The sequence below is a fragment of the Bradyrhizobium sp. CCBAU 45389 genome (assembly GCF_028128625.1).
Lineage (GTDB): Bacteria > Pseudomonadota > Alphaproteobacteria > Rhizobiales > Xanthobacteraceae > Bradyrhizobium > Bradyrhizobium liaoningense_B.
Genome location: NZ_LBIY01000098.1, coordinates 79,913 through 105,895, shown reverse-complemented (window position 1 = coordinate 105,895; position 25,983 = coordinate 79,913). Strand labels below are relative to the sequence as shown.

At 66.0% G+C, this 25,983-nt stretch carries 21 protein-coding genes; 15 read left to right on the top strand and 6 right to left on the bottom strand.

Features of this window, described 5'->3' with window-relative positions:
• Window positions 1–4: 4 nt before the first annotated feature.
• Window positions 5–250, bottom strand: coding sequence for an Lrp/AsnC ligand binding domain-containing protein (locus XH79_RS36520; protein WP_018642903.1), 246 nt, complete (start codon window positions 248–250; stop codon window positions 5–7).
• Between the two features lie 197 nt (window positions 251–447).
• Window positions 448–2,424, bottom strand: a complete 1,977-nt coding sequence (locus XH79_RS36515; protein ID WP_271584817.1) for an ATP-binding protein — start codon at window positions 2,422–2,424, stop codon at window positions 448–450.
• Window positions 2,425–2,707: 283 nt separating this feature from the next.
• On the opposite strand from XH79_RS36515, the gene thiD reads away from it, so the two are divergent.
• The 4 genes from thiD to XH79_RS36495 all read left to right on the top strand — a co-directional run bounded on the left by thiD (window position 2,708) and on the right by XH79_RS36495 (window position 6,835).
• Window positions 2,708–3,505, top strand: coding sequence for a bifunctional hydroxymethylpyrimidine kinase/phosphomethylpyrimidine kinase (gene thiD / locus XH79_RS36510; RefSeq protein WP_271585177.1), 798 nt, complete (start codon window positions 2,708–2,710; stop codon window positions 3,503–3,505).
• A 397-nt stretch (window positions 3,506–3,902) separates the two neighbouring features.
• Window positions 3,903–4,715, top strand: coding sequence for a UDP-2,3-diacylglucosamine diphosphatase (locus XH79_RS36505; protein ID WP_212342873.1), 813 nt, complete (start codon window positions 3,903–3,905; stop codon window positions 4,713–4,715).
• 13 nt (window positions 4,716–4,728) lie between these two features.
• On the top strand, window positions 4,729–5,787 hold the full coding sequence (locus XH79_RS36500; RefSeq protein ID WP_271584816.1) for a glycosyltransferase family 4 protein: 1,059 nt from the start codon (window positions 4,729–4,731) through the stop codon (window positions 5,785–5,787).
• 64 nt (window positions 5,788–5,851) lie between these two features.
• Window positions 5,852–6,835, top strand: coding sequence for a threonine/serine dehydratase (locus XH79_RS36495; RefSeq protein WP_271584815.1), 984 nt, complete (start codon window positions 5,852–5,854; stop codon window positions 6,833–6,835).
• A gap of 236 nt (window positions 6,836–7,071) precedes the next feature.
• On the opposite strand, the gene XH79_RS36490 is transcribed toward XH79_RS36495, so the two are convergent.
• The gene (locus tag XH79_RS36490; RefSeq protein WP_271584814.1) at window positions 7,072–8,868 is read right to left on the bottom strand and encodes a caspase family protein; all 1,797 of its coding nucleotides are present in this window, start codon (window positions 8,866–8,868) and stop codon (window positions 7,072–7,074) included.
• Window positions 8,869–9,055: 187 nt separating this feature from the next.
• On the opposite strand from XH79_RS36490, the gene XH79_RS36485 reads away from it, so the two are divergent.
• Complete coding sequence (locus XH79_RS36485; protein ID WP_271584813.1) at window positions 9,056–9,496, top strand: RbsD/FucU family protein; 441 nt, start codon at window positions 9,056–9,058, stop codon at window positions 9,494–9,496.
• A 63-nt stretch (window positions 9,497–9,559) separates the two neighbouring features.
• On the opposite strand, the gene XH79_RS36480 is transcribed toward XH79_RS36485, so the two are convergent.
• Complete coding sequence (locus XH79_RS36480) at window positions 9,560–11,248, bottom strand: Na/Pi cotransporter family protein (RefSeq protein WP_271584812.1); 1,689 nt, start codon at window positions 11,246–11,248, stop codon at window positions 9,560–9,562.
• Between the two features lie 292 nt (window positions 11,249–11,540).
• Here XH79_RS36480 and XH79_RS36475 point away from each other — a divergent pair, with 292 nt between their 5' ends.
• Window positions 11,541–11,900 (top strand): hypothetical protein, encoded by a 360-nt coding sequence (locus tag XH79_RS36475; RefSeq protein ID WP_026311971.1) that lies wholly within the window; start codon window positions 11,541–11,543, stop codon window positions 11,898–11,900.
• Between the two features lie 273 nt (window positions 11,901–12,173).
• Complete coding sequence (locus XH79_RS36470) at window positions 12,174–13,046, top strand: SDR family NAD(P)-dependent oxidoreductase (RefSeq protein ID WP_271584811.1); 873 nt, start codon at window positions 12,174–12,176, stop codon at window positions 13,044–13,046.
• A gap of 23 nt (window positions 13,047–13,069) precedes the next feature.
• On the opposite strand, the gene XH79_RS36465 is transcribed toward XH79_RS36470, so the two are convergent.
• A complete protein-coding gene (locus XH79_RS36465) occupies window positions 13,070–14,488 on the bottom strand; it encodes a hypothetical protein (RefSeq protein WP_271584810.1) in 1,419 nt (472 codons plus the stop codon).
• Between the two features lie 75 nt (window positions 14,489–14,563).
• Between XH79_RS36465 and XH79_RS36460 the strand changes: the two genes are divergently transcribed.
• Entirely contained in the window at window positions 14,564–15,760 is a 1,197-nt protein-coding gene (locus XH79_RS36460) for an MFS transporter (RefSeq protein WP_271584809.1), read from the top strand.
• On the opposite strand, the gene dgcA is transcribed toward XH79_RS36460, so the two are convergent.
• Window positions 15,730–16,725, bottom strand: a complete 996-nt coding sequence (dgcA, locus tag XH79_RS36455) for an N-acetyl-D-Glu racemase DgcA (RefSeq protein ID WP_271584808.1) — start codon at window positions 16,723–16,725, stop codon at window positions 15,730–15,732. The two genes, XH79_RS36460 and dgcA, sit on opposite strands and share 31 nt — an antisense overlap.
• 143 nt (window positions 16,726–16,868) lie before the next feature.
• Here dgcA and XH79_RS36450 point away from each other — a divergent pair, with 143 nt between their 5' ends.
• The 7 genes from XH79_RS36450 (at window position 16,869) to XH79_RS36420 (ending at window position 25,939) form a co-directional block, all read left to right on the top strand.
• Complete coding sequence (locus tag XH79_RS36450) at window positions 16,869–18,002, top strand: MlaE family ABC transporter permease (RefSeq protein WP_212342890.1); 1,134 nt, start codon at window positions 16,869–16,871, stop codon at window positions 18,000–18,002.
• Window positions 18,003–18,004: 2 nt separating this feature from the next.
• Window positions 18,005–18,775 (top strand): ABC transporter ATP-binding protein, encoded by a 771-nt coding sequence (locus tag XH79_RS36445; protein ID WP_212342891.1) that lies wholly within the window; start codon window positions 18,005–18,007, stop codon window positions 18,773–18,775.
• 16 nt (window positions 18,776–18,791) lie between these two features.
• Window positions 18,792–19,667: an MlaD family protein gene (locus XH79_RS36440; protein WP_271584807.1), complete on the top strand. Its 876-nt coding sequence runs from the start codon at window positions 18,792–18,794 to the stop codon at window positions 19,665–19,667.
• A 224-nt stretch (window positions 19,668–19,891) separates the two neighbouring features.
• Window positions 19,892–20,068 carry a DUF3311 domain-containing protein gene (locus tag XH79_RS36435; RefSeq protein WP_212342893.1) on the top strand — a complete coding sequence of 59 codons (177 nt, stop codon included), beginning with the start codon at window positions 19,892–19,894 and terminating at the stop codon, window positions 20,066–20,068.
• The gene (mctP, locus tag XH79_RS36430; RefSeq protein WP_271584806.1) at window positions 20,058–21,548 is read left to right on the top strand and encodes a monocarboxylate uptake permease MctP; all 1,491 of its coding nucleotides are present in this window, start codon (window positions 20,058–20,060) and stop codon (window positions 21,546–21,548) included. The genes XH79_RS36435 and mctP overlap by 11 nt, the downstream gene beginning before the upstream one ends.
• Before the next feature lie 195 nt (window positions 21,549–21,743).
• Window positions 21,744–25,289, top strand: coding sequence for a hybrid sensor histidine kinase/response regulator (locus XH79_RS36425; RefSeq protein ID WP_271584805.1), 3,546 nt, complete (start codon window positions 21,744–21,746; stop codon window positions 25,287–25,289).
• The gene (locus XH79_RS36420; protein WP_212343300.1) at window positions 25,286–25,939 is read left to right on the top strand and encodes a response regulator; all 654 of its coding nucleotides are present in this window, start codon (window positions 25,286–25,288) and stop codon (window positions 25,937–25,939) included. Before XH79_RS36425 ends, XH79_RS36420 begins: the two co-directional genes overlap by 4 nt.
• Window positions 25,940–25,983 lie beyond the last annotated feature (44 nt).

Sequence of the window (25,983 nt, the reverse complement as noted above, 5' to 3'; positions counted from 1 at the left end):
AGCTCTAGCCCGTGCCGAACGCCTTGAAGGTGATGATGGTGAGGGTGTCCTGGATGCCCGGCAGCACCTGCACCTTCTCGTTGACGAAGTGGCCGATGTCGGTGTCCTTGTCGACGTAGAACTTGACCAGCAAATCATATTGACCGGCGGTCGAGTAGATTTCGGAGGCGATCTCGGCTTCGGCGAGCGCATTGGCGACAGTATAGGACTGGCCGAGCTTGCATTTGATCTGGACGAAAAAGGGAACCATTGCAGTCACTCCGAAAGCGCATCTGGCGGCTAATAGGCCAAAACCGGGGTGGCTTGGCAAGCGAACTTGCCGCCTGGCGGCTGCCCGGGACCGTCTCTAAAGCGCGATGAGATTTGGATAAATCGTCATCGCGCTTTAGGTTGTTGTTTACGCATGATCTTTTCGGAAAACCGCTTCGCACTTTTCCGGATCATGCTCTAGGACGGCAGCGGCGCGGCGGCGAACGCTTCCCTGAGCCGGCGGGCCAGCTCGGCATTGCGATAGGGCTTGGTCAGGACGATCGACTGGGCGTGCGCGCGGCCCTGCTCGACCAGGGTCTCCAGGGCGTAGCCGGACGAGAACAGGACCGGCAGGCCGGGGCGGATGCGCCGGGCTTGGTCGGCGAGCTCCCAGCCGCTCATTCCGCCGGGCATCACGATGTCGGTGAACAGGAGGTCGATGGCCGGGTTGGTGCGAAGCAGCTGCAGCGCCTCCTTGCCGTTGACGGCCGAGATCACGCGATATCCGAGCGCCTCCACGCGCAGCGTGACGGAGGAGCGGACGAACGGATCGTCCTCGGCGATCAGGATCGTCTCGTGGCCGCGGGGCGCGGCTTCCTTGCGCGCCGCGATGTCGGCGAGCGATTGCTCGCCGCCGGCATGCGGCAGGTAGATGCGGACGGTCGTGCCGAGGCCGGGCTCGCTGTAGATCGAGACATGTCCGCCCGACTGCTTGGCGAAGCCGTAGACCATGCTCAGCCCGAGGCCGGACCCCTTGCCGACCTCCTTGGTGGTGAAGAACGGCTCGAAGGCGCGCTCGATGACGTCAGGGGCCATGCCTTCGCCGTCATCGGTGACCGCGATCAGGGCGTAGCTGCCGGATGCCACTTCCGGATGCTGCATGCGATAGTGTTCGTCGATCGCCGTGAGCTCGGTGCTGAGGGTGAGATGCCCGCCCGACGGCATGGCATCCTGCGCGTTCAGCGCGAGATTGAGCACGGCGGATTCCAGCTGGGCGCGGTCGGCGAAGGCCAGGATGGAGCCGGCGCCGAACGCCGTGCTGATCTCGATGTTCTCGCGCAAGGTGCGCTTGAGCAGCTTGTGCATGGAGGTCAGGAGCTCGCGGCACTCGATCGCACGGGGCTGCAGCAATTGGCGCCGGCTGAACGCCAGCAGTCGCTGCGTCAGCTCAGCGCCGCGCTCGCCCGACTGGCAGATGTCGTCGGCGAAGCGACGGAGGTCGGGACGCTCGCGGAGCTGCTCGCTGAGATATTCCGCATTGCCGATGATGACGGTGAGCAAGTTGTTGAAGTCGTGGGCGATGCCGCCGGAGAGCTGGCCGACCGTCTCCATCTTCTGGGCCTGCTGCAGCTGCTGCTCGGTCAGCTTGCGCCTGGTCAGGTCGTGGACGATGGCGACATAGATCAGCTCGCCGTCCTGCCACGCCTGGCCGACCGACAGATTCATCGGAAAGCTCGATCCGTCCTTGCGCAGGCCGACCGCTTCCCCGGTTGCGAAACGCTGCGCGTGAGCGGGGGATGAGGGCCTCTCCTTGGACATCAGCACGCCGATGTCGCGATTCATGACTTCGTCGGCGCGATAGCCGAACAGGCGTTCGCAGGCGGGATTGAACAGGAGAATGCAGGCTTGCGCGTCGAACAGGATGACGCCGTCGACCGCGGTCTCGACCACGGCGGTGAGGCGCGTCATGCTCTCGCGCAGCGCGCGCTGGGTTTCACTGACCTGGCCGAGCAGCTGCGCCGCATCCCGGTTCTTGGTCTCCTGCTCCTCGAGCGCGGCCTGGACCTGCCGGAGCTCGAACGGCGAGGGGATGCTCAGGATTTTCGGCAGCAGCGGCCAGAGCGCGCCCGCGGTGACGACCGACGCCACGGCGGTGAGCGCCTTGACGATGCCCTCGATGCCGTAGACCGGCACCCAGAGCGTGTAGATCGACAGCACATGTGTCAGGCCGCAGGCCATGATGAAGACGGCGAACGCCCAGAACACCCATCCGAACTTGAGGTCGCGCCGTTTGGTGACGAGGATCGCAAGCGCGAACGGGATCGAGAAATACGCCAGCGCAATGCTGGCGTCCGAGACCACGTGCAGCCATATCAATTCGGGTTCCCAGAGCAGGCAGATGCCGTGCGGGGAGAACATCGAGGAGTCGAGGAGACGTTCGAAATAGGCCCACATGATTGGGTTCCCGAGAGGATTGCGCGCCGGGGCTGGCCCGCAACATGGCGTTGTGGACGAATCCACGGGCCAACCTCTCATTCATCGGAATCGATGCCAAGGCCGGACGATGCCGAGGTCCTATGTTGGCGGAATGTGCACGGTTGCGGGAAGACACGCGGTCCGGTCGAGGTCGCTCTGTGCTTGATTCGCTGGCCCATCCCACGGCCCGGCTTGCTGACCCATCGGTGGCGCGCTAGGACAGGGCATGGCGGTGTCCTTCTCAAACGAAAGTCATCCGGCGATGACGCCGGTCGCGCTCACCATTGCCGGCTCGGATTCCAGCGGCGGCGCCGGCATCCAGGCCGATCTGAAGACCTTTGCGGCGTTCGGCGTCTACGGCGCCTCCGTGATCGCGGCGCTGACGGCGCAGAATACGCGCGGCGTCACCGGCATTCACGCCGTGCCGGCCGAGTTCGTCACCGCGCAGATCGATGCGGTCTTCTCCGATCTCGACATCGGCGCAGTGAAGATCGGCATGGTCGGCCAGGCCGACAGCATCGATGCGATCGCGGCCGCGCTGTCGCGCTGGAAGCCGCGCCACATCGTGCTCGATCCCGTGATGGTGGCGACGTCGGGCGACCGCCTGCTGGCGTCCGAAGCCGTTGACGCCTTGCACACGAGACTGCTGCCGCTGGCCTCGGTGATCACGCCGAACCTGCCGGAGGCCGCGGCTCTGCTCGGCGAGCACATTGCGGCGAGCGAGGCCGAGATCGAAGCCCAGGGGCGCCGGCTGCTGGCGCTCGGCTGCAGCGCGGTCCTGATCAAGGGCGGGCACGGCGAGGGCGCCGAGAGCATCGACTATCTCGTCACCTCCGGACGCACGACCGCGCTCGCGGCGCCGCGCGTTGCAACCCGCAACACCCATGGCACCGGCTGCTCTCTGTCCTCGGCGGTCGCCGCGGGGCTCGCCAAGGGTGAGAACCTTGAAAACGCCGTGCGCAACGCCAAGGCCTGGATCAGCGCGGCGATCGCAGCCGCTGACCGCTTCAGCGTCGGCCACGGCCACGGGCCGATCCATCATTTCCACAAATTTTACTGACGGCGTCCCGCTCTTACCCTCCCCTGGAGGGGGAGGGTCGCTGCGCATGCAGCGAAGCGGAATGCGCAGCGGGGTGGGGTGACGGTCTCTCCACCTCGAACAGTGCCCGCGTGGAGAGATCACCCCACCCCGCTCGCGCTGCGCGCGATCGACCACGGGCGAGCTACGCTCGTCCCGGACCCCTCCAGGGGAGGTAAGAGCCGACCGAGCCAAATTTCATCATCCTCGCTGCGGTTCCGTGGTCTTGCGGGCACCGCTGCGGCGCCATGTCGCCTGATTGTCGCATGCGACTGATATTCGCGGGGGAGGGCGAGGCAAGGCGTGATTCGTATTTGAAGGTGCCTCAAGGGTTCAATCGGTCATCCCCCTGTCACGGGACATTGTTACAGGCTGGCGCATGGGAAGTTACGATGTGAGTGACGAGAGCCCGGAGCGGCGCTTTCGCACGTTGTTCATCTCCGACGTTCATCTCGGAGCCCGCGGTTCTCAAGCCGACCTTCTGCTCGACTTCCTGCGTTACCATGATGCCGACACGATCTACCTCGTCGGCGACATCGTCGACGGCTGGGCGCTGAAATCGAGCTGGCACTGGCCGCAATCGCATAACGACCTCGTCCAGAAGCTTTTGCGCAAGGCGCGCAAGGGCGCCAAGATCGTCTACATCCCCGGCAATCACGACGAGTTCCTGCGCAACTATTACGGCACGCATTTCGGCGGCATCGACGTGGTCGAGAACACCGTCCACACCGGCGTGGACGGCAAGCGCTACCTCGTCATCCACGGCGACATCTTCGACCTCGTGGTGCAGAACGCGCGCTGGCTCGCCCATCTCGGCGACAAGGCCTACGACTTCGCGATCCAGATGAATCGCTTCGTCAACTTCTTCCGCCGCATGTTCGGCGTGCCCTATTGGTCGCTGTCGCAATGGGCCAAGCAGAAGGTCAAGAACGCCGTCAACTATATCGGTGCGTTCGAGCAGGCGCTGGCCGCCGAGGCGCGGCGCCACGACGCCGACGGCGTGATCTGCGGCCACATCCACTATGCCGTGATCCGTGACGAGGCCGGCATCCGCTACATGAATTGCGGCGACTGGGTCGAGAGCTGCACGGCCCTCGTCGAGCATGACGACGGCCATTTCGAGATCATCACCTGGGCGGATCATTTGCAGAAGCCGGCGGAAGTCCCGCAGGTCGCAGCCAGAGCTGCATGACAAGGGCCACTTGATGCGCATCCTGGTCGCGACCGACGCCTGGCACCCGCAAGTCAACGGTGTGGTTCGGACGCTGACCAAGCTGGCTGATGCCGCCAAGGGGCTTAGCGTTGAAGGTCTTGGCGTCGAGTTCACGTTCCTGACGCCGCAATCGTTCCGCACCTTCGCGATGCCGAGCTATCGCGACGTGCGCCTCGCGATGCCGCGGCCGGCGCGGATCGCGAGACTGATCGAGGAGGCGCGCCCCGACAGCATCCACATCGCGACCGAAGGGCCGATCGGCCTGATGGTCCGCCGCTATTGCCGCCAGCGCAAGCTGCCGTTCACGACCAGCTTCCACACCCGCTTTCCCGAATATGTCCGCGCACGCGTGCCGGTCCCGGGCTCGCTGATCTGGCGGGCGCTGCGCCGTTTCCATGCGCCCAGCCGCGCCGTCATGGCGGCGACGCCGGCGCTCGCCCACGAACTGACCGAGCGCGGCTTCGACAATGTCGTGCTGTGGCCGCGCGGCGTCGACACCGGCCTGTTCCACCCTCGCGCTGTCGATCTCTGCCTGCCGGCGCCGGTGTTCCTGTCGGTCGGCCGCGTCGCGGTGGAGAAGAATCTCGAGGCCTTCCTTGCCCTCGATTTGCCCGGTACCAAGGTGGTTGTCGGCGACGGCCCGGCGCGCGCCGCGCTCGAAGAGGCCTATCCCGATGCGATCTTCCTCGGTGAGAAGCACGGCGAGGCGCTGGCGGAAATCTATGCCGCGGCCGACGTGTTCGTGTTCCCAAGCAAGACCGACACGTTCGGCCTGGTCCTGCTGGAGGCGCTGGCGAGCGGCCTGCCGGTCGCGGCCTTCCCCGTGAAGGGTCCCCGCGACGTCATCGGCGATGCACCGGTCGGCGCTCTCGACCACGATCTGCGCAGTGCCTGCTTCGCCGCGCTCGGTGTCTCCCGGCAGGATTGCGTCGAATTCGCCGCCAACTACACCTGGGAGGCCTCGGCGCGGGTCTTCATCGACAGCATCCAGGCGGTCGGGGCGGTGATATCGGGCAGGAATGGGGCGGAGCCGGTTAGTTTCGTAGCCTGAAAACCAGGACGCATCGCGCGGAGGTGTCTTGCCCGGGCCTCACTGGCCGCGATAACATTCCGCCATGACCGAACAGCTCCTTCCGGTCGGCCCCGCCGACATCGATGCCGCAGCGCGCGTGATCGCGCCCTACGCCATCCGCACCCCGCTGTTGTCCTTTCCCGTGCTCAACGAGCGTGTCGGTGCCAAAGTGTTCCTGAAGCCGGAGATGCTCCAGCGCACCGGCTCCTTCAAGTTCCGCGGCGCCTTCAACAAGGTGTTCTCGATCCCGCAGGACAAGCGCGCCGGCGGTGTCGTCGCGTTCTCCTCCGGCAACCATGCCCAGGGCGTGGCGGCCGCCGCAAAGATCCTCGACATGCAGGCGACCATCGTGATGCCCGCGGACGCGCCGCTGTCCAAGCGCGAGCGCACCAAGTCCTACGGTGCCGAAGTGGTGCTGTATGATCGCTACAACGACGACCGCGAGGCGATCTCGCGCGGCATCGCGGAGAAGCGCGGCGCGACGCTTGTCAAACCCTATGACGATCCCTTCGTGATCGCAGGGCAGGGCACCGCCGGCCGCGAGATCGCGGAGGACATGGCAACGCTCGGCCTCAGCCCCGACATCGTGGTGGCGCCGGCCTCCGGCGGCGGCCTGATCGCGGGTGTCGCGACGGCCGTGAAGGCGCGCTATCCGCAAGCCGAGATCGTGGTGGCCGAGCCCGAGGCGTTCGACGATCACGGCATTTCCCTGACCGCCGGCCATCGCGAGCCGCATCCGCCGGCAGGCCGGACCATCTGCGATGCGCTGATGGCGCTGATGCCTGGCGAGATGACCTTTGCGATCAACAGCAAGCTGCTCGCGCGCGGTGTCACCGCGTCGGACAAGGAAGTCGGCGCGGCCGTGGCGTTCGCCTATCGCGAGCTGAAGCTGGTGGTCGAGCCGGGCGGTGCGGTGGGCCTTGCCGCGCTGCTCGCCGGACGCCTTGATGTGGCCGACAAGAACGTGGTCATCGTGTTGTCAGGCGGCAATGTGGATGCGGACCTGTTCGCCGAGCTGGTGGCCTGAGAGCGGTTTCCCTGCCGCCATCCTTCGAGACGCCCGCTTTGCGGGCTCCTCAGGATGAGGACGGAGTGTGTGGCAACAGTTCAACCGGCACCGATGCTCATTAGCCTCATCCCGAGGAGACCGCGAAGCGGTCGTCTCGAAGGACGAGGCGTGCGCACAGGCCCATGTCTATTCCCAGACATGAAGAAGGGGCAGAGCGTTTCCGCTCTGCCCCTTTGTCGTTTCGCTCGCCGCGATCAGTGCATGAAGCCGCGGTGGTTGTTGCCGCCGCCCATGCTCGGGGCCTGGTTCATCGACTGGCGGAAGTTGTTGTTGCTGTTGACCATGCGGTTCGGCGTCGTGTTGAGCTGCGGACGGTTGGTCTGCGGGTTGTTCTGGACCTGCACCTTGTTCACCGGATTGTTGTTGAGCTTCACGATGCCGGTGTTGCCGTTGTTGACGCGGATCGGGTTGTTCTGCGTCTGAACAGGCTTCACGTCGACAGTCGTGCCACCCTTGCCGACATTCACCGGCATGCTCACGATCTTGCCCGGATTGCCGTTTGCGTTGCCGGCGTTCGGCTTGGTGTTGGTCACGGGCAGCGTCACGATCTTGCCGGTGCCGCCAGTGTTGGTCGTGTTGGTGGGCGCAGGCAGGGTGACGATCTTGCCCGGGGTCTGCGACGGCGTGCCGTTCGGCTGGTTGTTGCCGGCCGGCAGGCCCCCGACCTGGCCGCCGTTGCCGAGCTTGCCGATGACGTTGCCGTCGACCGGCTTCTGCACGACGGGCAGGTTGCCATTGAGCTGTGCACCACCATTGCCCTGCATCAGCGGCATGTATTTGGGCTGGCCGAGATTGCCCATCTTGAAGACCGGGGCAATGTTCTGCGGCGCCAGGAACTTGGTCGGCTGCATCAGGGGGATCACCTTGGGCTGGGCTGCGAGCTTCAGTGCGGACACGGCATAGGGGCTGGTGCCGTAGCTGTCGTAGAAGGTCTGGTAGCCGAGCGGCGAATTCGCGAGCACGGCCTTATGCCAGGCCTGCGAGATCAAGAGGTTCGAGAGCAGCCAGCGGATGTGGTCGCACAGCGGGTCGTGCGGATACATCCGGATGAACTCCTGATAGTACTCCGGCCGTCCCTCGGACACGACGTAGTCATAGGCCTGACGCGTCGAGCGGCTCGGCAAATTGGAAGCCATCTGCACCACGGGCGCATTCACCGGCGCGCGGTTGGCGGCCACCGCGGTGTCGCCGAAGAAGGTGAAGTCGGACGTGAGCGAGGAGCTCTCCCACGGAATCTGTGCGCCGCTGGTAGTCTGGTTCACCTGGAGACGCACGCGCTTGAACAGCTGCTCGATCGGCACGTTGGGCTCGCGCGCGACGTTCAGGAAGGCCTGCGTGTAGGGGCTGTGGCCGCCGGTGCCGTCCTGTGCCTCGGCGCCCGGCGCGGTCGAATAGCCGACGATCGAGCCGTTCGGCGCATCGACGATGGCAAGGCCGCGGCCGGCGTCGTTGACGGACGGGAAGGGGTTGTTGCGGCAGGCATCGAGGATGACGATGCGCATGCGGCTCGGGATCGTCTCCAGCGTCGACATCACGTCGACGAGGCGCACCGAATTGTTGACGAGCTCGGTCGGGCTGGACACCTTCGCGTCGACCGGAACGAGATAGTTCTCGCCGGCGAGCTGCACGCCGTGGCCGGCGTAGTAGACCATCGCGACCGTGTTCGGACCGCGCGCGGACACTTTTGCGGAGAAGTCCTGCACCACGCGGAGCATGTCGTTCTGGCCGAGGTCGGTTGCCGAGACCACCTCGAAGCCGGCGGAGTTCAGGAACTGCGCCATCGACTGGGCGTCATTGTCGGGATTAGCGAGCTGCGGCGCGTTCTGGTAGTTCGAGTTGCCGATCACCAGCGCCACGCGCTGCTCCGGCCCTTGCAATGCGGTTGGCGCTGGCTGGATCGGGGCGACTTGCGCGGACACAGGGCCGCAGGCAAAGCCGAACAGGCTTCCCACGAGGCTGGCCGTCATCAGGAAAGGTCTTAGGCGGAACATGGCGTGCTCCTCTGGCACTGATCTCGATGCGAGATTGGTTGCGAGGCAGACTGGCCGCGTTCGAGTTCGGGGTCCGTGATCCCTGTCACCATGGTAGGCTACGTGATCTGAATCACGCTTGGAACCTGCTATGGTGAATGGCCGGTTGCCGGCCAATGACATTGCTTGCCTGAGGAAATGCCGTCACATGCTGAAATCGATCGATCCGATCCTGACGCCCGACCTGCTTTGGCTGCTCGCCTCCATGGGCCATGGCGACGACCTCGTTTTCGTCGATGCCAATCATCCCGCGACCCGTATCGCGCAAGATACGACGTCGCAGCGCCTGATCCAGCTGCCGGGCATGAGCATGGAGACCGCCATCCGCGCCATCATGTCGGTCTATCCGCTCGACGATTTCGATCCGGATCCGGTGCGCGTGATGATGCCGGTCGACGATCCCGATCGCGTCCCCGACGTGCAGCGCGCCGTGCTCGCGGAGATCGAGCGCGCTGTTGGCCGCACTGTCACCCCCGGCAAGCTCTCGCGTCCGGATTTTTATCGCGCGGCGGCAGCGGGCTTCGGCGTGGTGCAGGTGGGGGACAGCAGGGGGTATGGGTGCTTCCTGATCCGCAAAGGCGTGATCTGAATCGCGATGAGATTGGGCGAACGGTCATCGTGCTTCAGGCTGCTGTTTGAACATATCTCCGCGCTAGCCCCGCCCCACCAGATGAGCTGCCGAGCGCCATGCGTGCTGCGACAGGGCTTCGAGGTTTCGCACCGCCTCGACGCGAAGCAGGGCGGCGTCGGCGGTCAGGGTTCCATTGGCGACCGCGCCTAGCGTCGCACTGCGATGGGTGCGCAGCATTTCGGCGAGCTGTGTCGTACAACGCTCGAGCTCGGCGATCGCCTCGTCGGGCGGGGCGGCGCGCGGACCGGCCATGGCGTCGCCGGCACGCGAGGCAGCTACGGAATGCGGCGATCCGTCGGCGCGGGGCGGCGCCGCCACGCCGCGCGCAATCGCAGCCGCGCTTCGCATGATTTCGGCACATAGCTCTCCGGCGCGGATGTCCTCCGGCCCGCCTGCCACCGAAGCGAAATTGTTTACTCCACTTGCGAGGTCCGTCAGCCGGGACGCGTGGTCGAGGGTGTGCAGCGTGCGCGTCAGACGCTGTTGCTCGTCGTCGGTCTCAGGCGGTCCAGCTACATCCGACAGGAATATTTGGGCCTGGCGCACGGCATCGGCCGCCTCCTCTACGGATACAGCGTCCTTCCCCAGGCGTATCGATCCAGCGCGGCCGGCCAGTTTCGCCTCGACCGAACTGCACACCGTCAAGAGCACGCGCGCGATCGTGCGCCGTACCGCTTCCACCGCCACGATCGGGGTCTCAAGCGCCGAAGGATCGAGACATCGCGTCAGCGGCGAGCCGCGCTCGGGCAGAATCCGTTCGACCAGTCGCGTGAACGGATGGATCAGGGGCAGCAGGACCGCGACGCCGACGACGTTGAAGGCCGTGTGGTAGCCGGCGAGCAGCGTGACGCCGTCGATCGTGTCAGAGGCGCGCAGCAGCATGGGCGTTACGATGGGAAAAGCCACCAAAGCGATGAGTGCGGCAATCAGCTTGAAAAGAACATAGGCGATGGCCAGCCGCTTCGCGGTCGGGCTCGCGCCGATCGCGGCCAGGGCGGAACTCGTCGCTGTTCCGATGTTCTGGCCGATGATCAGGGCGCAGGCCTGGTCCAGCCCGATCGCGCCCGCGAAATAGGCGGACAGGGTCACCGCGATCGCGGCCGTCGACGATTGCATCAGCGCGGTCATGACCAATCCGATCACGACCAGCGCCAGCACGCCGAAGAGGCCCGACCACCATGACACCCCGGAACTGCCGAGGACTGCGGGCAGGTCCGCCGGGTGCAATCGTTCAGCCAGGCCGCCCATGCCCTGCTGCAGGGTCGTCAAGCCGAACAGCACAAGTCCGAAGCCGGCGAGCGCGGCGCCGACCCCGGAGATTCGTCCTTTGCCGAGAAGCTTGGTCAACGCGCCGACGAAGATCATCGGCAGCGCCGCGGCTGTGAGCGAGACGCGGACGCCGATCAGCGCGACCAGCCAGCCGGTCCCGGTGGTGCCGATATTCGCGCCGAAGACGAGGCTCAACCCTTGCTGGAAGGTCAAGAGGCCGGCGCTGACGAGACCGATTGTCGTCATGGTCGTTGCGCTGGAGGACTGCACCAGCAGCGTGACCACGGCCCCCCAAAACGAGCCAAGCAGCGGCGTCGACGCAGCCATGCCGAGCACCGTGCGTAGCGCAGAGCCGGCCAGCGTCTTCAGGCCCTCCGTCATCACGGTCATGCCGAGCAGGAAGAGACCTACCCCGCCGAGCGTCGAGATCGCCGTGGACATGTGTGCTCCTTCCGACAGGGCACCACGAATAGTGAAGCAGACAGTACAGCAACGGAGTGCCGATAGGTCGGATCAATTATTGCACGATGGTCGGGCTTCCCGCGTTTCGGATGGGCGTGATCAGCCGGGGGACGTCATCAGATCGGTCAGCCACCCGATCGCCGCGAGCCAACGCACAACGATTCCGCGAAAGCCGGCATGGCTGCGTGTGCGGGATATTGACCGAGGCGGCGAAAAGCCTCGCACTCGAATTTGAGTGGCCTGCCTGCATTTGATTGTCTATGGTCGATCCATGTCTCGTCTTGTGTGTCTATTCGTTGCTGTCATCCTGTCGCTGCTGCCCGCTGTCGCGCCCGCTGAGCCCGTGCAAAAGCGTCCCAAGCCGGTCTGGAAGGGCTACGGCTTCCTGCCGGGCTATCGTCAGCCGCTGAGCAACAGCATTCCGCTCTACAAGCAAAAGGACGCGATGCGTCGCCTCGCGCGGAGTGAGCGCCGTCATTGGTACATCGACCCGGTGCCGCAGTATTACCGCTGGGATGGCGAGTGGCACTATTTCGGCCGGCCCGGCTTCGGCGGCGGCCGCTACAACGGCGGCAGCTTTGGGCCGTGCTGGACGCGCACGCCGATCGGTGCGGTGTGGAATTGCGGGTGATCGCGAGCGGCTAGGGGAAACGCCTGACCACCTCGATCAATCCGACGATTGCGGCATTGAACGGTTGATCCTTCGAGGCTCCCCGCACGATGCTGCGCATCGTGCGCCTCGCACCTCAGGATGCCGGAATTGGTACTGTCGTCATTGCGAGCGCAGCGAAGCGACGAGGCAATCCAGAGTCTGTCCGCGGAGGGATTCTGGATTGCTTCGCTGCGCTCGCAATGACGATGTGGAGGGAGCATCGCTTGACGCGGTCCACACGAAAAGCATCGCGTGGCGGTTTCAACCGTAACCAAATTGAGCCCAGCTGAAACGCAGCTGTCGTCTGCGTGCACTAACTCACCGGCACCTCGGGTTTCGGATGGAGTTGCCGGCATGCTGTCTCGGTTCAAGGACAAGATCGTCATCGTCACGGGGGCCGGCAGCGGCATTGGTGCGGCCACCGCGAGGCGCTTCCACGCTGAAGGGGCCGTCGTCGTGCTGAACGGGCGCCGGGAGTTCAAGCTCGCCGAAGTCGCCGCCGAGCTCGGTGCGGACCGTTGCTTGATCCGGCCCGGCGACGTCTCGGTCGCCGCCGATGTCGAGAGCCTGGTCGCCGACGTGGTGCGGCGCTTCGGCCGGATCGACATCCTCGTCAACAATGCGGGGAAGGGAGGAATCGGGGATTTCCTCGATATGCCGATCCAACATTGGCGCGATGTTTTCGCGGTCAATGTCGACGGCCTCCTCAACATGACGCGGGCCACGCTTGTGCATCTGATCGATAGCCGCGGCACGATCGTGAACGTATCGTCCCTGTGCGGGCTCGGTGGCGATCGGGGCCTGAGTTTCTATAATGCAGCGAAAGGCGCCGTCAGCAATCTCACGCGCAGCCTGGCCATCGAGTTCGCTGCAAAGGGGGTGCGCATCAATGCGGTCTGCCCGACGACCACGCTCACCGACATGACAACTCCGGCGTTCGAAAAGCATCCCGAACTGCTCACGCGGCTGGTCGAACGCATTCCGATGGGACGTGCAGCGCGGGCCGACGAAGTCGCAAGTGTGATCGCATTCCTCGCGAGCGAGGATGCAAGCTTTGTGAACGGGGTGAATCTGCCGGTTGACGGCGGCGTCGATGCCTCGACCGGCCAGGCTTTCTTCAAATAGGGCTAATGCGGGCGCCCGCCCGCTTACGAGAAGAACGCGATCTTCTCGGCCTGGGTCATGCGGCGGATCGGCGCGAGCGGGTCGTTGGCGGGCGCGCGGGGTTTTTGCAGGATGCCGCTGGCGAGGATGGTGGCGCCGAGCGAGGGCTCGGGCGAGGGAGAAGGTAAGGGCGAGGGCATCGGCAGCGTTGCGGCCGGTGCTGCGGCGAGTGATGCCGTGGCGGCCATGGCGGGGGCCTGCTGCTCCATCACCTCGGCCGCAGCTTCCGCGATGGCGTCGGTGAGGCGCGCGAGCGAGTCCATCGCGATCGGTGCATGGGCCGCGGGCTCTTCCGCGATCGCTGTGGCGACGGGCTGTGGTGCGACCGGCTCGGGAAGCTCGGCGGCGATCGGAGCTGCGGCCTCAGCAGCCATCGGCTCCGGACTCGCGACGGCCATCTCGACCGGCTCGATGATCTCGTCGAACTCCGGATCGGGCGCGGCCATCTCCAGCGCGATGGCCTCGAGGATGGCTTCGTCCTCGGCTTCCGCGGCGGCATCGAGCGAAAGCGCGTCGGTGACCTCGGCGGCCGCGCTGGGCTCTGTGGTCGGCTCTTCGAGAGCGACGTCTTCAACCGCGGCGTTTTCGAGCGCGGCGTTGTCGGGCGCGATCTCGCTGTCGGCAGCGGCCTCCGGCGCGACGGTCGCATCCATGGCTTGCTCGGCCATCGCGAATGCTTCAGCGCTGCCGGCTTCCTCAACCGCTGCTTCGGGTTCGGGAGCCGCGGTGATGTCCTGCGGCGTCTCCGTAAAAGCCACGGGAGCTTCGCTCGCCATCTCGGCGGGTGCGACCTGCGCAGCTTCCGCCACCGCGGAGGGCGCCTCCTGCACCGGAGCCGGCGAGGGATGCTCTGCCTGCGGCGTTGCGCCGCCTTCGGTCTGCTCGATCCGGTCCCTGAGCAGATCGAATGCGGCCTTGAGCTCGACGCGGGGGTCGATGGTCGAGATCTGTCCGCAGGCGGCCTCGATCGAGGCGAGCTGCGAATCAATGAGGTCGCAGATTCGCCCGTCGGCGCCGATCTCGCGCCAGCGCCAGGAGATCTCCTTGATGATGCGCACGCCGCGCGGGATCGGCGCGAGACTTGCCTCGATCGCGGCGGGATCGAACGCCGCGATCGCGATCGTCTCGGCCTCGCGGATGGCGCGGCGGATCTCGACCAGCGCCTCCGGCAGACGGTCCTCGACGACGGGTTGTCGCTGTGCCGCAAGGGTTTCTTCGATTTTCGCGACCGCATCCAGCACCATGCGGGTATCCGCATTGCGGTTGCGCTTGGCATATTCGCCGAGGAACCAGCGGCCGCGCGCGGTCTCCATGAAGGCTTCGCGGATCGCGTCGTAATCCTGCTCGTTCGGCTCGGCCGCGCGGGCAGACATGGGCGAAAGGGCGAATGCTTCGTTGGCCATGACAATCTCGTCGCGCAAATCAGTGCGCGTTACAGTAACGATCACCACGATATCGACCGAATCGCAATTGGTTTGATGCAGACCGAATCACAAATCCCCACGCCAGCGGCCGTAAAGCGGCGATTCGCCGTGAGCCTCGCCCTGTTCTATTCAGCGCTGTTCGCGGTGGCGGGCACGCAGCTGCCGTTCTTCCCGGTCTGGCTGAAGGCGATCGGCATCGACGCGGCCTGGATCGGCCTCATCAATGCGCTGCCGGCGATCACGCGCTTCACCACGCTGCCGCAGATCACCGCCTTTGCCGAAAAGCGGCATGCCATTCGCGCCGGCATGATGCTGTCGGTGCTGGCGACCGCGATCGGCTTTGCGGCCGTCGGCTTGCAACAGCAGCCGCTGGCGCTGTTCCTGATCTACGCGCTCACCTGCATGATGTGGACGCCGTCGACTCCGCTGACCGATGCCTACGCGCTGCGCGGCGTCGCCCGTTACGGTCTCGACTACGGACCCCTCAGGCTGTGGGGCTCGGCGGCGTTCGCCGCCAGCTCGCTCGCCTGCGGCTATCTCGTCGACATCATCGCGGCGCGCGATCTGATCTGGGTGATCGTGGCCTGGGCCGTCGTTGCGGTGCTCGCCAGCCTGCGGCTGCAGCCGCTCGACGACATCAGGCGCAAGAGCGCCGAGACGCGCCCCGACACGGCGCTGCTGCGCGATGTCGGCTTCTGGGCGCTGATCGCCTCGGCGGCGCTGATCCAGGGCAGCCACGTCGCCTATTACACGTTCTCCGCCATCAACTGGCAGCTCCATGGGATCAGTGGGCTGACGATCGCGGGGCTGTGGACGCTGGGCGTGATCGCCGAGATCGTGGTGTTCGCGTTGTCGCCGCGCTTCGTGCTGCATCCATCCTCGATGATGGCGATCGGCGGCTTGAGCGCCGTGGTGCGCTGGATCGTCACCGCCAACGAGCCGCCGCTGGCGCTGCTCGCGATCGTGCAGCTCGGCCATGGCCTGACCTTCGGCATGACCATCGTCGGCACCATGAGCTTGCTGGTGCAGCGCGTGCCGTCGCATCAGCTCGCGCGGGGGCAGGGCTATTACGCCGCATGCAGCGGGCTATTGGGCGCGATCACCTCGATCGCGTCAGGCGCGATCTACGCCCGCATCGGTGATGGCCTGTACTACGTCATGGCCGCGATGGCCGCGGCCGGCGCGCTCGTGATCTGGTCGGCGCGGCACCGGCTCAAGGCTCAGCCCCAGAGCGAGGAGTCCGGCGGATAGACCAGGCTGCCGTCATAACGCAGGCCGTGATCGCGGTCGCGCGCCAGCAGCAAGGGGCCGTCGAGATCGACGAAGCGCGCCTGCGGCGTCACCAGCATGGCGGGGGCCATCGACAGCGAGGTCGCGACCATGCAGCCGATCATGATCTCGAAGCCGAGCGCCTGCGCGGCGTCGGCCATCGCGAGCGCCTCGGTGAGGCCGCCGGACTTGTCGAGCTTGATGTTCACGGCGTCGTAGCGCTCGCGCAAGGAGGCGAGCGAGGCGCGGTCATGCACGCTCTCGTCGGCGCAGACCACGAGCGGCCGCCGGATCCGCGCCAGCGCCTCGTCCTTGCCTGATGGCAGCGGCTGCTCGACCAGGGTGACGCCGACAGCGGCGCAGGCGGCGAGGTTGGGCTCCAGATTGGCCTCGGTCCAGGACTCGTTGGCATCGACGATCAGCTCGGACTCCGGAGCCGCCTTGCGCACGGCCGCGATGCGCTCCGGGTCGCCGTCGCCGCCGAGCTTGATCTTGAGCAGCGGCCGGTGCGCCGCTTTGGCGGTGGCTGCCGCCATGGCCTCGGGCGTGCCTAACGAAATCGTGTAGGCCGTGGTGCGCTCACCGGGGATCGGGCGGTCGAGCAGGCTCCAGGCCCGCCGGCCGGCCGCCTTGGCCTCCAGGTCGATCAGGGCGCAATCCAGCGCGTTGCGGGCCGCACCAGGCGGCATGGCGGCCTGCAAGGCCTGCCGGGTCAGGCCGCCGGCTACGGCGTCCTGCATCGCCTGGATGGACGCAAGGGTCGCCTCGGGGGTCTCGCCATAACGGGGATAGGGCACGCATTCGCCGCGGCCGGTGAGGCCATTATGGCTTACTTCGGCCACAACGGTGACGGCCTCGGTCTTGGCGCCCCGGCTGATCGTGAAGCTGCCGGCGATGGGAAAGCGCTCGATTCGTGCCCGAAGTGCCGGAACTTTGCTGGAAGTCATTTTGAACTCTGGCGAAATCTGAACCTGCTAGTTACCTGTAGCAACTAACATTAACCACTTGGGGATACCTTCTCTGGGTAAGGGCGCGTGCGCAACTATCTGAATTCATCTGTTTCTTGCGCCCCGGCGCGGGAGCGGACATCTTGAATAGCGATCCGAAGCTGGAACGGATTGCGAAGGGCAACGCGCTGGCACTCTGCGCCACCGGAACCTGGACCGCGAGCTTCGCGCCGGTCCTGGAACGGATGGTGGCGGATGCCGAGAAGCTCGCCGGCGGTCCGCAAAGCATCTTCATCGACGTCTCCGAGGTCGCCAAGCTCGACACGTTCGGCGCCTGGCTGATCGAGCGGCTGCGCCGCAGCCTGACCCAAGGCGCGGTCGAGGCGCAGATCGCGGGGCTGTCCGCCAATTATTCGAGCCTCGTCGACGAGGTGCGGCGGGTCCGGGCGACGCCCGTGGTCGAGACCTCGACGATCACCATCACCGGCATGCTGGAGCAGATCGGCCGCACTGTCGCCGGTGTCGGCGGCACCGTGGCAGGCCTGATCGACATGCTCGGTGCGGTGCTGGCGGCGGGCTTTCGTGTGCTGATCCACCCGCGCTCGTTCCGCCTGACCTCGACCGTGCACCACATGGAGCAGGTCTGCTGGCGCGCGGTGCCGATCATCGTGCTGATCACCTTCCTGATCGGCTGCATCATCGCGCAACAAGGCATCTTCCACTTCCGCCGCTTCGGCGCCGACATCTTCGTCGTCGACATGCTCGGCGTTCTGGTCTTGCGCGAGATCGGCGTGCTCCTGGTCGCGATCATGGTCGCGGGCCGCTCGGGCAGCGCCTACACCGCCGAGCTCGGCTCGATGAAGATGCGGGAAGAAATCGACGCGCTGCGCACGATGGGGTTCGACCCGATCGAGGTGCTGGTGCTGCCGCGCATGCTGGCCCTGGTGCTGGCGCTGCCGATCCTCGCCTTCCTCGGCGCCATGGCCGCGCTCTATGGCGGCGGTCTCGTCGCCTGGCTCTATGGCGGGGTCGACCCCGAAGCTTTCCTGCTGCGCCTGCGCGACGCCATCTCGATCGACCATTTCATCGTCGGCATCGTGAAGGCACCTGTCATGGCCGCGGTGATCGGCATCGTCGCCTGCGTCGAGGGCCTCGCGGTGCAGGGCAGCGCGGAATCGCTGGGGCAGCACACCACGGCGTCGGTGGTGAAGGGCATCTTCTTCGTCATCGTCATGGACGGCGTGTTCGCCATCTTCTTCGCCTCGATCGGAATGTGACGATGGCTGGCGAGATTCAAGATCCCATCATCCGCGTCCGCGATATCACCGTGCAGTTCGGCACGACGCGCGTGCTCGACGGGCTCAACCTCGACGTCAAGCGCGGCGAGATTTTGGGCTTTGTCGGTCCTTCCGGCGCGGGCAAGTCGGTCTTGACGCGCACCATCATCGGTCTCGTGCCGAAGGTCGCCGGCAGCATTGAAGTGTTCGGCGTCGACCTCGATTCCTCCAGCACGTCGCAGCGGCGTAATGTCGAGCGGCGCTGGGGCGTGCTGTTCCAGCAGGGCGCGCTGTTCTCCTCGCTGACCGTGCGGCAGAACATCCAGTTTCCGATGCGCGAATATCTTCGCGTCTCTCAGCGGCTGATGGACGAGATCACCATGGCCAAGCTCGCCATGGTCGGGCTCAAGCCGGAAGTTGCCGAGCGTTTCCCGTCGGAACTCTCGGGCGGCATGATCAAGCGCGTCGCGCTCGCACGTGCGCTGTCGCTCGATCCGGACCTCGTGTTCCTGGACGAGCCGACCTCGGGTCTCGATCCGATTGGCGCCGGCGATTTCGACGAGCTGGTGCGGACGCTCCAGCGCACTTTGGGTCTGACCGTTTTCATGGTAACCCACGATCTCGACAGCCTTTACACCGCGTGTGACCGCATCGCCGTTTTAGGGAACGGTAAGATCATTGCGGCAGGGTCGATCGCCGACATGCAGGCCTCGCAGCATCCCTGGCTGAGGCAGTATTTCCATGGCAAGCGCGCCCGCGCGGTCATGAGTTGAGTAGCCGGAGTACTTCATGGAAACGCGGGCGAATTACGTCCTGATCGGATCGTTCACGCTGGCGGTGATCGCCGCGGCGATCGGCTTCGTGCTCTGGTTCCAGTCGCTGCACACCACCAAGCAGCGCAGCCCCTTACGCGTCGTGTTCGAGGGCCCGGCGGCGGGCCTGCGCAACGGCGGCAGCGTCAATTTCAACGGTATCAGGGTAGGTGAGGTGGTCTCGGTGAAGCTCGACAACCCGCGGCGGGTTGTCGCACTCGCCATGGTCGAGAACAACGCCCCGATCCGCAAGGACACCCTGGTCGGCCTCGAATTCCAGGGCCTCACGGGCGTTGCCGCGATCTCGCTCAAGGGCGGCGAGGAGGCGGCACCGCCGCCGCCGCTCGACGAGGACGGCATCCCGACGCTCACGGCCGACCCCAACAAGCTCCAGGACGTCACCGAGGCGATCCGCGGCACGCTGCAGAACATCAACAAGATCGTCGCCGACAATCAGGAATCGGTGAAGAACTCGCTGAAGAATCTGGAGACCTTCACCAACTCGCTGGCGCGCAATTCCGAGAAGATCGACGGCGTGATGGCCAAGGTCGACGGCGTCATGCTCAAGGCCGACAACCTCATGCTCGGCCTCAACACGCTGGCCGGCGGCAAGGACGGCGGCGAGCTGTTCCAGGCGGTGAAGTCGATCCGCGAACTCGCCGACGATTTCGACAAGCGCTCCGGTGCGTTGATCAGCGATGGCCGCCGTACGCTGGGCGACATCAGCCGCGCCGTGAACAATTTCGACCGCAATCCGACCCGCGTGCTGTTCGGGGCCAGCAACTCATCGCAAGCCGCCCCGCCGCCCGAGCCGCCGAAGCCGGCGCCGTCGAACGAGCGCAGACGGCAGTAGCGGTCCCTCCGTCCATCATTCGTCTCACGCGCGATACGCGGCATCGCGCGACGACCGCGGCATGCGCGCTGATCAGGGCGGCGAGAGTCCAATGACGATACGAAAGTATGGGGGTCTGGCCGAGCCAAGGTAGGGGAGGGGCTGGCCGTCGTTGTCAGCTATATCGCGCTCAAGTCGCGCCCACGAAAAGGCGCGTCGACTTCACTCACAGGGGAGGAGAGCGCGTGGTACGCCTGTTGCTGTTGTTGCCGTTCATCGGCCTGATGATCGTGCCGTTCTACAATACAAGGGAGCCGCAGCTGTTCGGCTTCCCGTTCTTCTACTGGTACCAGCTCGCCTGGGTGCCGCTGACCTCGCTGCTCACCTGGATCGTCTACAGGAGCGTGCGCCGTGCTGACTGATGTCGATAGCGCGGCGTTCGCCGTCTTCCTCGCATTGTTCATCCTCGTCACCGGCATGGGCTTCGTCGCCTCGCGCTGGCGCAAGCCGGAGACGCTCGCCCATCTCGACGAGTGGGGCCTCGGCGGCCGCAAGTTCGGGACCTGGATCACCTGGTTCCTGGTCGGCGGCGACTTCTACACCGCCTACACCGTGATCGCCGTTCCGGCGCTGGTCTATGCGGTCGGCGCCTACGGCTTCTTCGCGCTGCCCTACACCATCATTGTCTATCCCTTCGTGTTCGCGGTGATGCCGGTGCTGTGGAAGGTCGCCAAGGAGCGCGGCTACGTCACCGCGGGCGACGTGGTGCGCGGTGCCTACGGCTCGCGCGGGCTCGAGCTCGCCGTTGCGGCGACGGGCGTGCTTGCGACGATGCCCTACATCGCGCTCCAGCTCATCGGCATGGAGGTGGCGATCAAGGCGCTTGGCCTTCACGGCGAGGTGCCGCTCGTCCTCGCCTTCCTGGTGCTGGCGCTCTACACCTATTCGTCGGGCCTGCGCGCACCGGCGCTGATCGCCTTCGTCAAGGACATTATGATCTACATCGTGGTGATCGCCGCGATCGCGATCGTGCCGTCCAAGCTCGGCGGATACGGCGCGATCTTCACCGCGGCGGATGCGGCATTCGCGGCGAAGGGCTCGGGCGGCATCCTGCTGTCGCCGGCGCAGATTGTGCCCTACGCTTCGCTGGCGCTCGGCTCGGCGCTCGCCGCCTTCATGTACCCGCACACGCTGACCGGCATCTTCGCCTCGTCCGGCGGCAACACCATTCGCAAGAATGCGATGCTGCTGCCGGCCTATACGCTGCTGCTCGGTCTGCTTGCGCTGCTGGGTTACATGGGTCATGCGGCGGGGCTCAAGCTCGCCAGCAACAACGACGTCGTGCCCGAGCTGTTCAAGACGCTGTTCCCGAGCTGGTTCGCGGGCTTCGCCTTCGCGGCGATCGCCATCGGCGCGCTGGTGCCGGCGGCGGTGATGAGCATCGGCGCGGCCAACCTGTTCACCCGCAACTTCTGGAAGGTGTGGGTCGATCCGAAGGTGACGCCGGCCGGTGAAGCGAAGGTCGCCAAGATCACCTCCATGCTGGTGAAGGTCGGCGCGCTGGTTGCCATCCTGTTGATGCCGACGCAGTTCGCGCTCGACCTGCAGCTGCTCGGAGGCCTCTGGATCCTGCAGACGCTGCCGGCGCTTGTGTTCGGTCTCTATCTGAACTGGTTCTCGAGCACCGCGCTCCTGGCCGGCTGGGCCGTCGGCCTCGCAGGCGGATCGTGGCTGGCCTGGTCGGACGGGTTGAAGCCGCTGCACGGTATCGATTTCGGAGCCGGCAAGGTCGCGATCTACACCGGCGTGCTGGCACTGGCGCTCAACATCGTGGTCGCCGTCGTGGTCAACCTCGTGCTCAAGGGCCTGCCGCAGGCGCGGGTGTCGCGCGAGGCGGCCTGACGTCAAGCTTCGATCGGCGGCCGGGCTCCCGGCCGCCGATCCCGAAAGTGCCTTCCACGCGATTGAAAGCTCTAGATTCTTGTTTTGACGCGTTTTCTTTACGCGAACCGATGTCCACTTCGCTGGAAAACGCTCTAGTATCCGCCCGCGTCCCGCTTGTTGCGGGCGGATCGGACGGTCTCGGGTGAGGATCTCTTGCAGGCGTGGTTCGTTCTCACTGTCGCTGTCGGCTATGTGACCACGCTGTTCCTGGTTGCCTGGTGGGGCGACCGGCGGAGCGCCGGCGGGCCGCTGGTTTCGCCGAACTCCTGGGCGGCCGCGATCAGCTATTGCCTGACGCTTGCGGTCTACAACACCTCATGGAGCTTCTACGGATCGGTCGGGCGCGCCGCCACCAGCGGTCTGGACTTCGCCACGATCTATGTCGGTCCGACCCTGGTGCTGCTGTTCGGGCAGCGGCTGCTGTCCAAGGTGATCGCGATCGCGAAGGCGCAGAACGTCACCTCGATCGCGGACTTCATCGCCGCGCGCTACGGCAAGAGCCAGGTGCTGGCGGCCTTCGTGACGCTCGCCTCGCTGCTCGGGGTGCTTCCCTACATCGCGCTTCAGCTCAAGGCGGTCGGCAAGAGTTTTGACTATCTGATCCTGCAGCCCGAGCGGGCCGGCGGCGAGGCGCTGCGGTTCTGGCAGGACTCCGCGTTCGGCGTGGCGGCATCGATGGCGCTGTTCGCGATCGTGTTCGGCGTCCGGCATGTTCACGCCAGCGAGCATCATCGCGGACTGATGCTCGCGATCGCCTTCGAAAGCGTCGTCAAGCTGGTGGCATTCCTGATCGTGGCGCTGTTCGTGCTGTTCGGACTATCCGGCGGGCCGGCCGCACTGCTGTCGCAGTTCCAGTCGGATCCGCAATTGGCGGGAATCCTGAGCTTCGACCCGACACTGCCGGTCTGGCCTTCGACGATCATCATCTCCGCCATCGCCTTCCTGTGCCTGCCGCAGGCATTCCATGTCGCTGTCGTCGAGAATGAGAGCCCGAACCACACGCGCACCGCGGCCTGGCTCTACCCGACTTACCTTGCGCTGTTCAGCCTGCTGATCCTGCCGATCGCCGCGGCTGGGCTCACGAGGTTCGGCGCCATGATGGATCCCGACACCTACGTCATTTCACTGCCGATCGCGGCGGATGCCGGCGCCGTCAGTCTGGTGGCGTTCCTGGGCGGGCTGTCGGCCGCCACCGGCATGGTGATCATGACGTCCGTCGCGCTGAGCACGATGCTCTGCAACGACGTCATCATGCCGCTGCTGCTGCGCTCGCGCTTCTTCGGCCTGCGGGCGCAGAGCCGGCCGGTGACCTCGGTGCTGGTGGCGGTGCGCCGGTTCTCGATCCTCGGCATCCTGTTGCTCGCCTATCTGATGCACCGCTTGGTCAACCAGTCCTATCCGCTCACCGTGATCGGTCTGTTGTCGTTCGTTGCGGTCGCGCAGTTCGGGCCGGCCTTCGTCGGAGGCTTGTTCTGGCCGCGCGCCAACAAGGTCGGCGCGTCGGTCGGGATCGCGGCCGGATTCTGCATCTGGGCCTACACGCTGCTGCTTCCCTCGGCCGCGCCGCTCTGGCCTGGGGGCGAGGAGATCGTGCGCCATGGCCCCTGGCAGCTCGCCTGGCTCAAGCCGAACGCGCTGTTCGGACTGGAGGGGCTCGATCCGATTTCGCATGCCACGCTGTGGAGCCTTGCCGCCAACCTCGTCTGTTTCCTGGCATTCTCCGCGCTCGGACGACAATCGACCGTCGAGCGCAACCAGGCCGCCGCGTTTGCCGACGGCGTCGTCCGCGAGATGGTTCCAAAACTGTCATCGCGCGTGGTGGTCCGTCTCGACGATCTCCGCGCGCTGACGCTGCGCTTTGTCGGCGTGGAGCGGGGCGCGGCGGCATTCGACGGTTATCTGGCTGCCCGCACGACCGGTGCCGGGCCGCGTCTCGATCCATCGGGCCTCGTCGATCTCGACTCGATCCGCTTCACGGAGAACCTTCTCGCCGGTGCGATCGGCGCGGCGTCGGCGCGCGTGGTGATCGCGGCGTCGCTGGAAGGGCACTCGCTGTCGCGGCGGGAGGCGATGGCGATGTTGGACGAGGCCTCCGAGGCGTTGCGCTTCAACCGCACGCTTCTGCAGAGCACGCTTGAAAGCGTGCCGCAGGGCATCTGCGCGTTCGACGCCGATTTCAACATCACCGCCTGGAACGGCCGCTTCATCGCGCTTCTGGACCTGCCGCCGGACTTCGTGCGCGTCGGCCTTCCGCTGGCGGAGCTGATCGCCTTCAACGTCGAGCGGGGCGAATATGCCGCCTCCGAATTCGCAGCACTCCTGGTCAATCGCGATGTCGCGACGCAGAGCTGGCCCTACCGGTACGAGCGCAAGCGGCCCGACGGCACCGTGCTCGAGATCGTCTATGATCGCATTGCGGAGGGCGGCTACGTCTCGACCTATACCGACGTCACCGAGCGCCATCGCGCCGCGGAAGCGCTGCGGCGGGCCAATGAGGGTCTCGAGCTGCGCGTCCGCGAGCGCACCGAGGCGCTCGAGCAGGCCAAGGCGGAGGCCGAGCAGGCCAATCTCGGCAAGACCCGTTTCCTGGCGGCGGCCAGCCACGATCTGCTGCAACCCCTGAACGCGGCGCGGTTGTTCCTGTCCGCGCTCGACGAGAGCCTGCACGCCGCGACGCCATCCGGCGGAGCAGAGAAGGAGCGCAATCTGGCGAGCAGCGCGATCACGGCGCTGCGCTCGACCGAGCATGTGCTCGACCGGCTGCTCGACATCTCCTCCTATGATGCCGGCGCCGTTCGCGCCGAGCCGTTCGACTTCCCGATCGCCGATCTGCTCGTGCAGTTGAAGGTGGAGTTCTCGGCGATGGCGCGCGAGCGCGGGCTCGTCCTGCGCGTCGTCGATTGCGGGCTGGCGGTGCGCAGCGATCCGAATTTCCTGCGGCGGATCCTGCAGAACCTGCTGTCGAACGCGCTGCGCTATACGCCGAAGGGCCGTATCCTGCTCGGCTGCCGGCGGCGCGGCGGTGATCTGCGCATCGAGGTCTGGGATACCGGCGTCGGGATCGCGGCGGAGGATCAGAAGCGGATCTTCGAGGAGTTCCAGCGTCTGGCGCCAGGTTCGGAGAAAGGCCTGGGCCTCGGCCTTGCGATCGTGGATCGCGTCTCGTGGTTGCTGGGCCATCCCGTCGACGTCCGATCGCGGCCCGGACAGGGCTCGTGCTTTGCCGTCACCGTGCCGCTGGTGCGCGGAGCGGGAACGCCGCTTCAGCGCAAGCCGGCAAATGCGCCGCCCGCGGTCGCCGAGCGGGCGCTGGCGATCCTGTGCCTCGACAATGAGGCGGCCATTCTCGACGGCCTTGCGGCGTTGCTCGGCGGATGGGGGCACCATGTGCTGGTCGCCGCGGACGCCGACGCGGCGATGGCGGCCGCCGCAGCCGATCCGCCGGACCTCGTGCTGCTCGATTATCACCTCGACGGCGGTCGCAGCGGCTTGGACTTTCTCGACGATCTCAGGCAGAAGTCGGGGCGCGACGTCCGCGCGCTGATCGTCACGGCCGATCGCAGCGAGGCGGTGCGCCAGGAGGCGAGGGCGCGCGGCTGCGAGATCCTGTCGAAGCCGGTCAAGCCGGCGGCGCTGCGGCGCTTCCTCGGCAGCGAGGCCTTGAGCCGGCAGCTCGCGACGAAACAGGAGACCCCCTGACAATGCGCATCCTGATCGGCGACGATCATCCGCTGGTGCAGGCTGCGTTGCGCAGCGCGCTTTCGACCGTGCTGCCCGATCTCGACATCGTCGCCTGCCAGTCGCTCGACGAGGCGCTGGGCGTGCTGTCGGCCCAGTCCGACGAGATCGACCTGATCCTGTGGGACCTTACGATGCCGGGCATCCAGGGATTTGCCGCGCTGTTCATCCTGTCGGCGCAATTCCCGACCGTGCCGGTGGCGATCATCTCGGCACGGCAGGACGCCGCCACGATCCGCCGCGCCATTGCCTATGGCGCGTCCGGTTACATCCCGAAATCGCTCAGCCTGCCCGAGATGGCGGATGCGATCACGAAAATCCTCGCCGGTGAAATCTGGATGCCGCCCAACGTCGGCGGTCGCGGCTCGATCCAGAGCGCCGATGTCGAGCTGGCCGCGCGAATGGCGACGCTGTCGGCGCAGCAATTGCGCATTCTCGCGATGATCGTCGAGGGCAAGCTCAACAAGCAGATCGCGGGCGAGCTCGATATCGCCGAGCAGACCGTGAAGGGCCATGTCTCGACCATCCTGCGCAAGCTCGGCGTCGGCTCACGGACGCAGGCCGCCGTCCTGGCCGAGCGGCTGTCGTTCGCCCAGCCCGGGGGCAATTGAGCTTTCCACGCCCAAACGAAAACGGAGGCCGCGAGGCCTCCGTT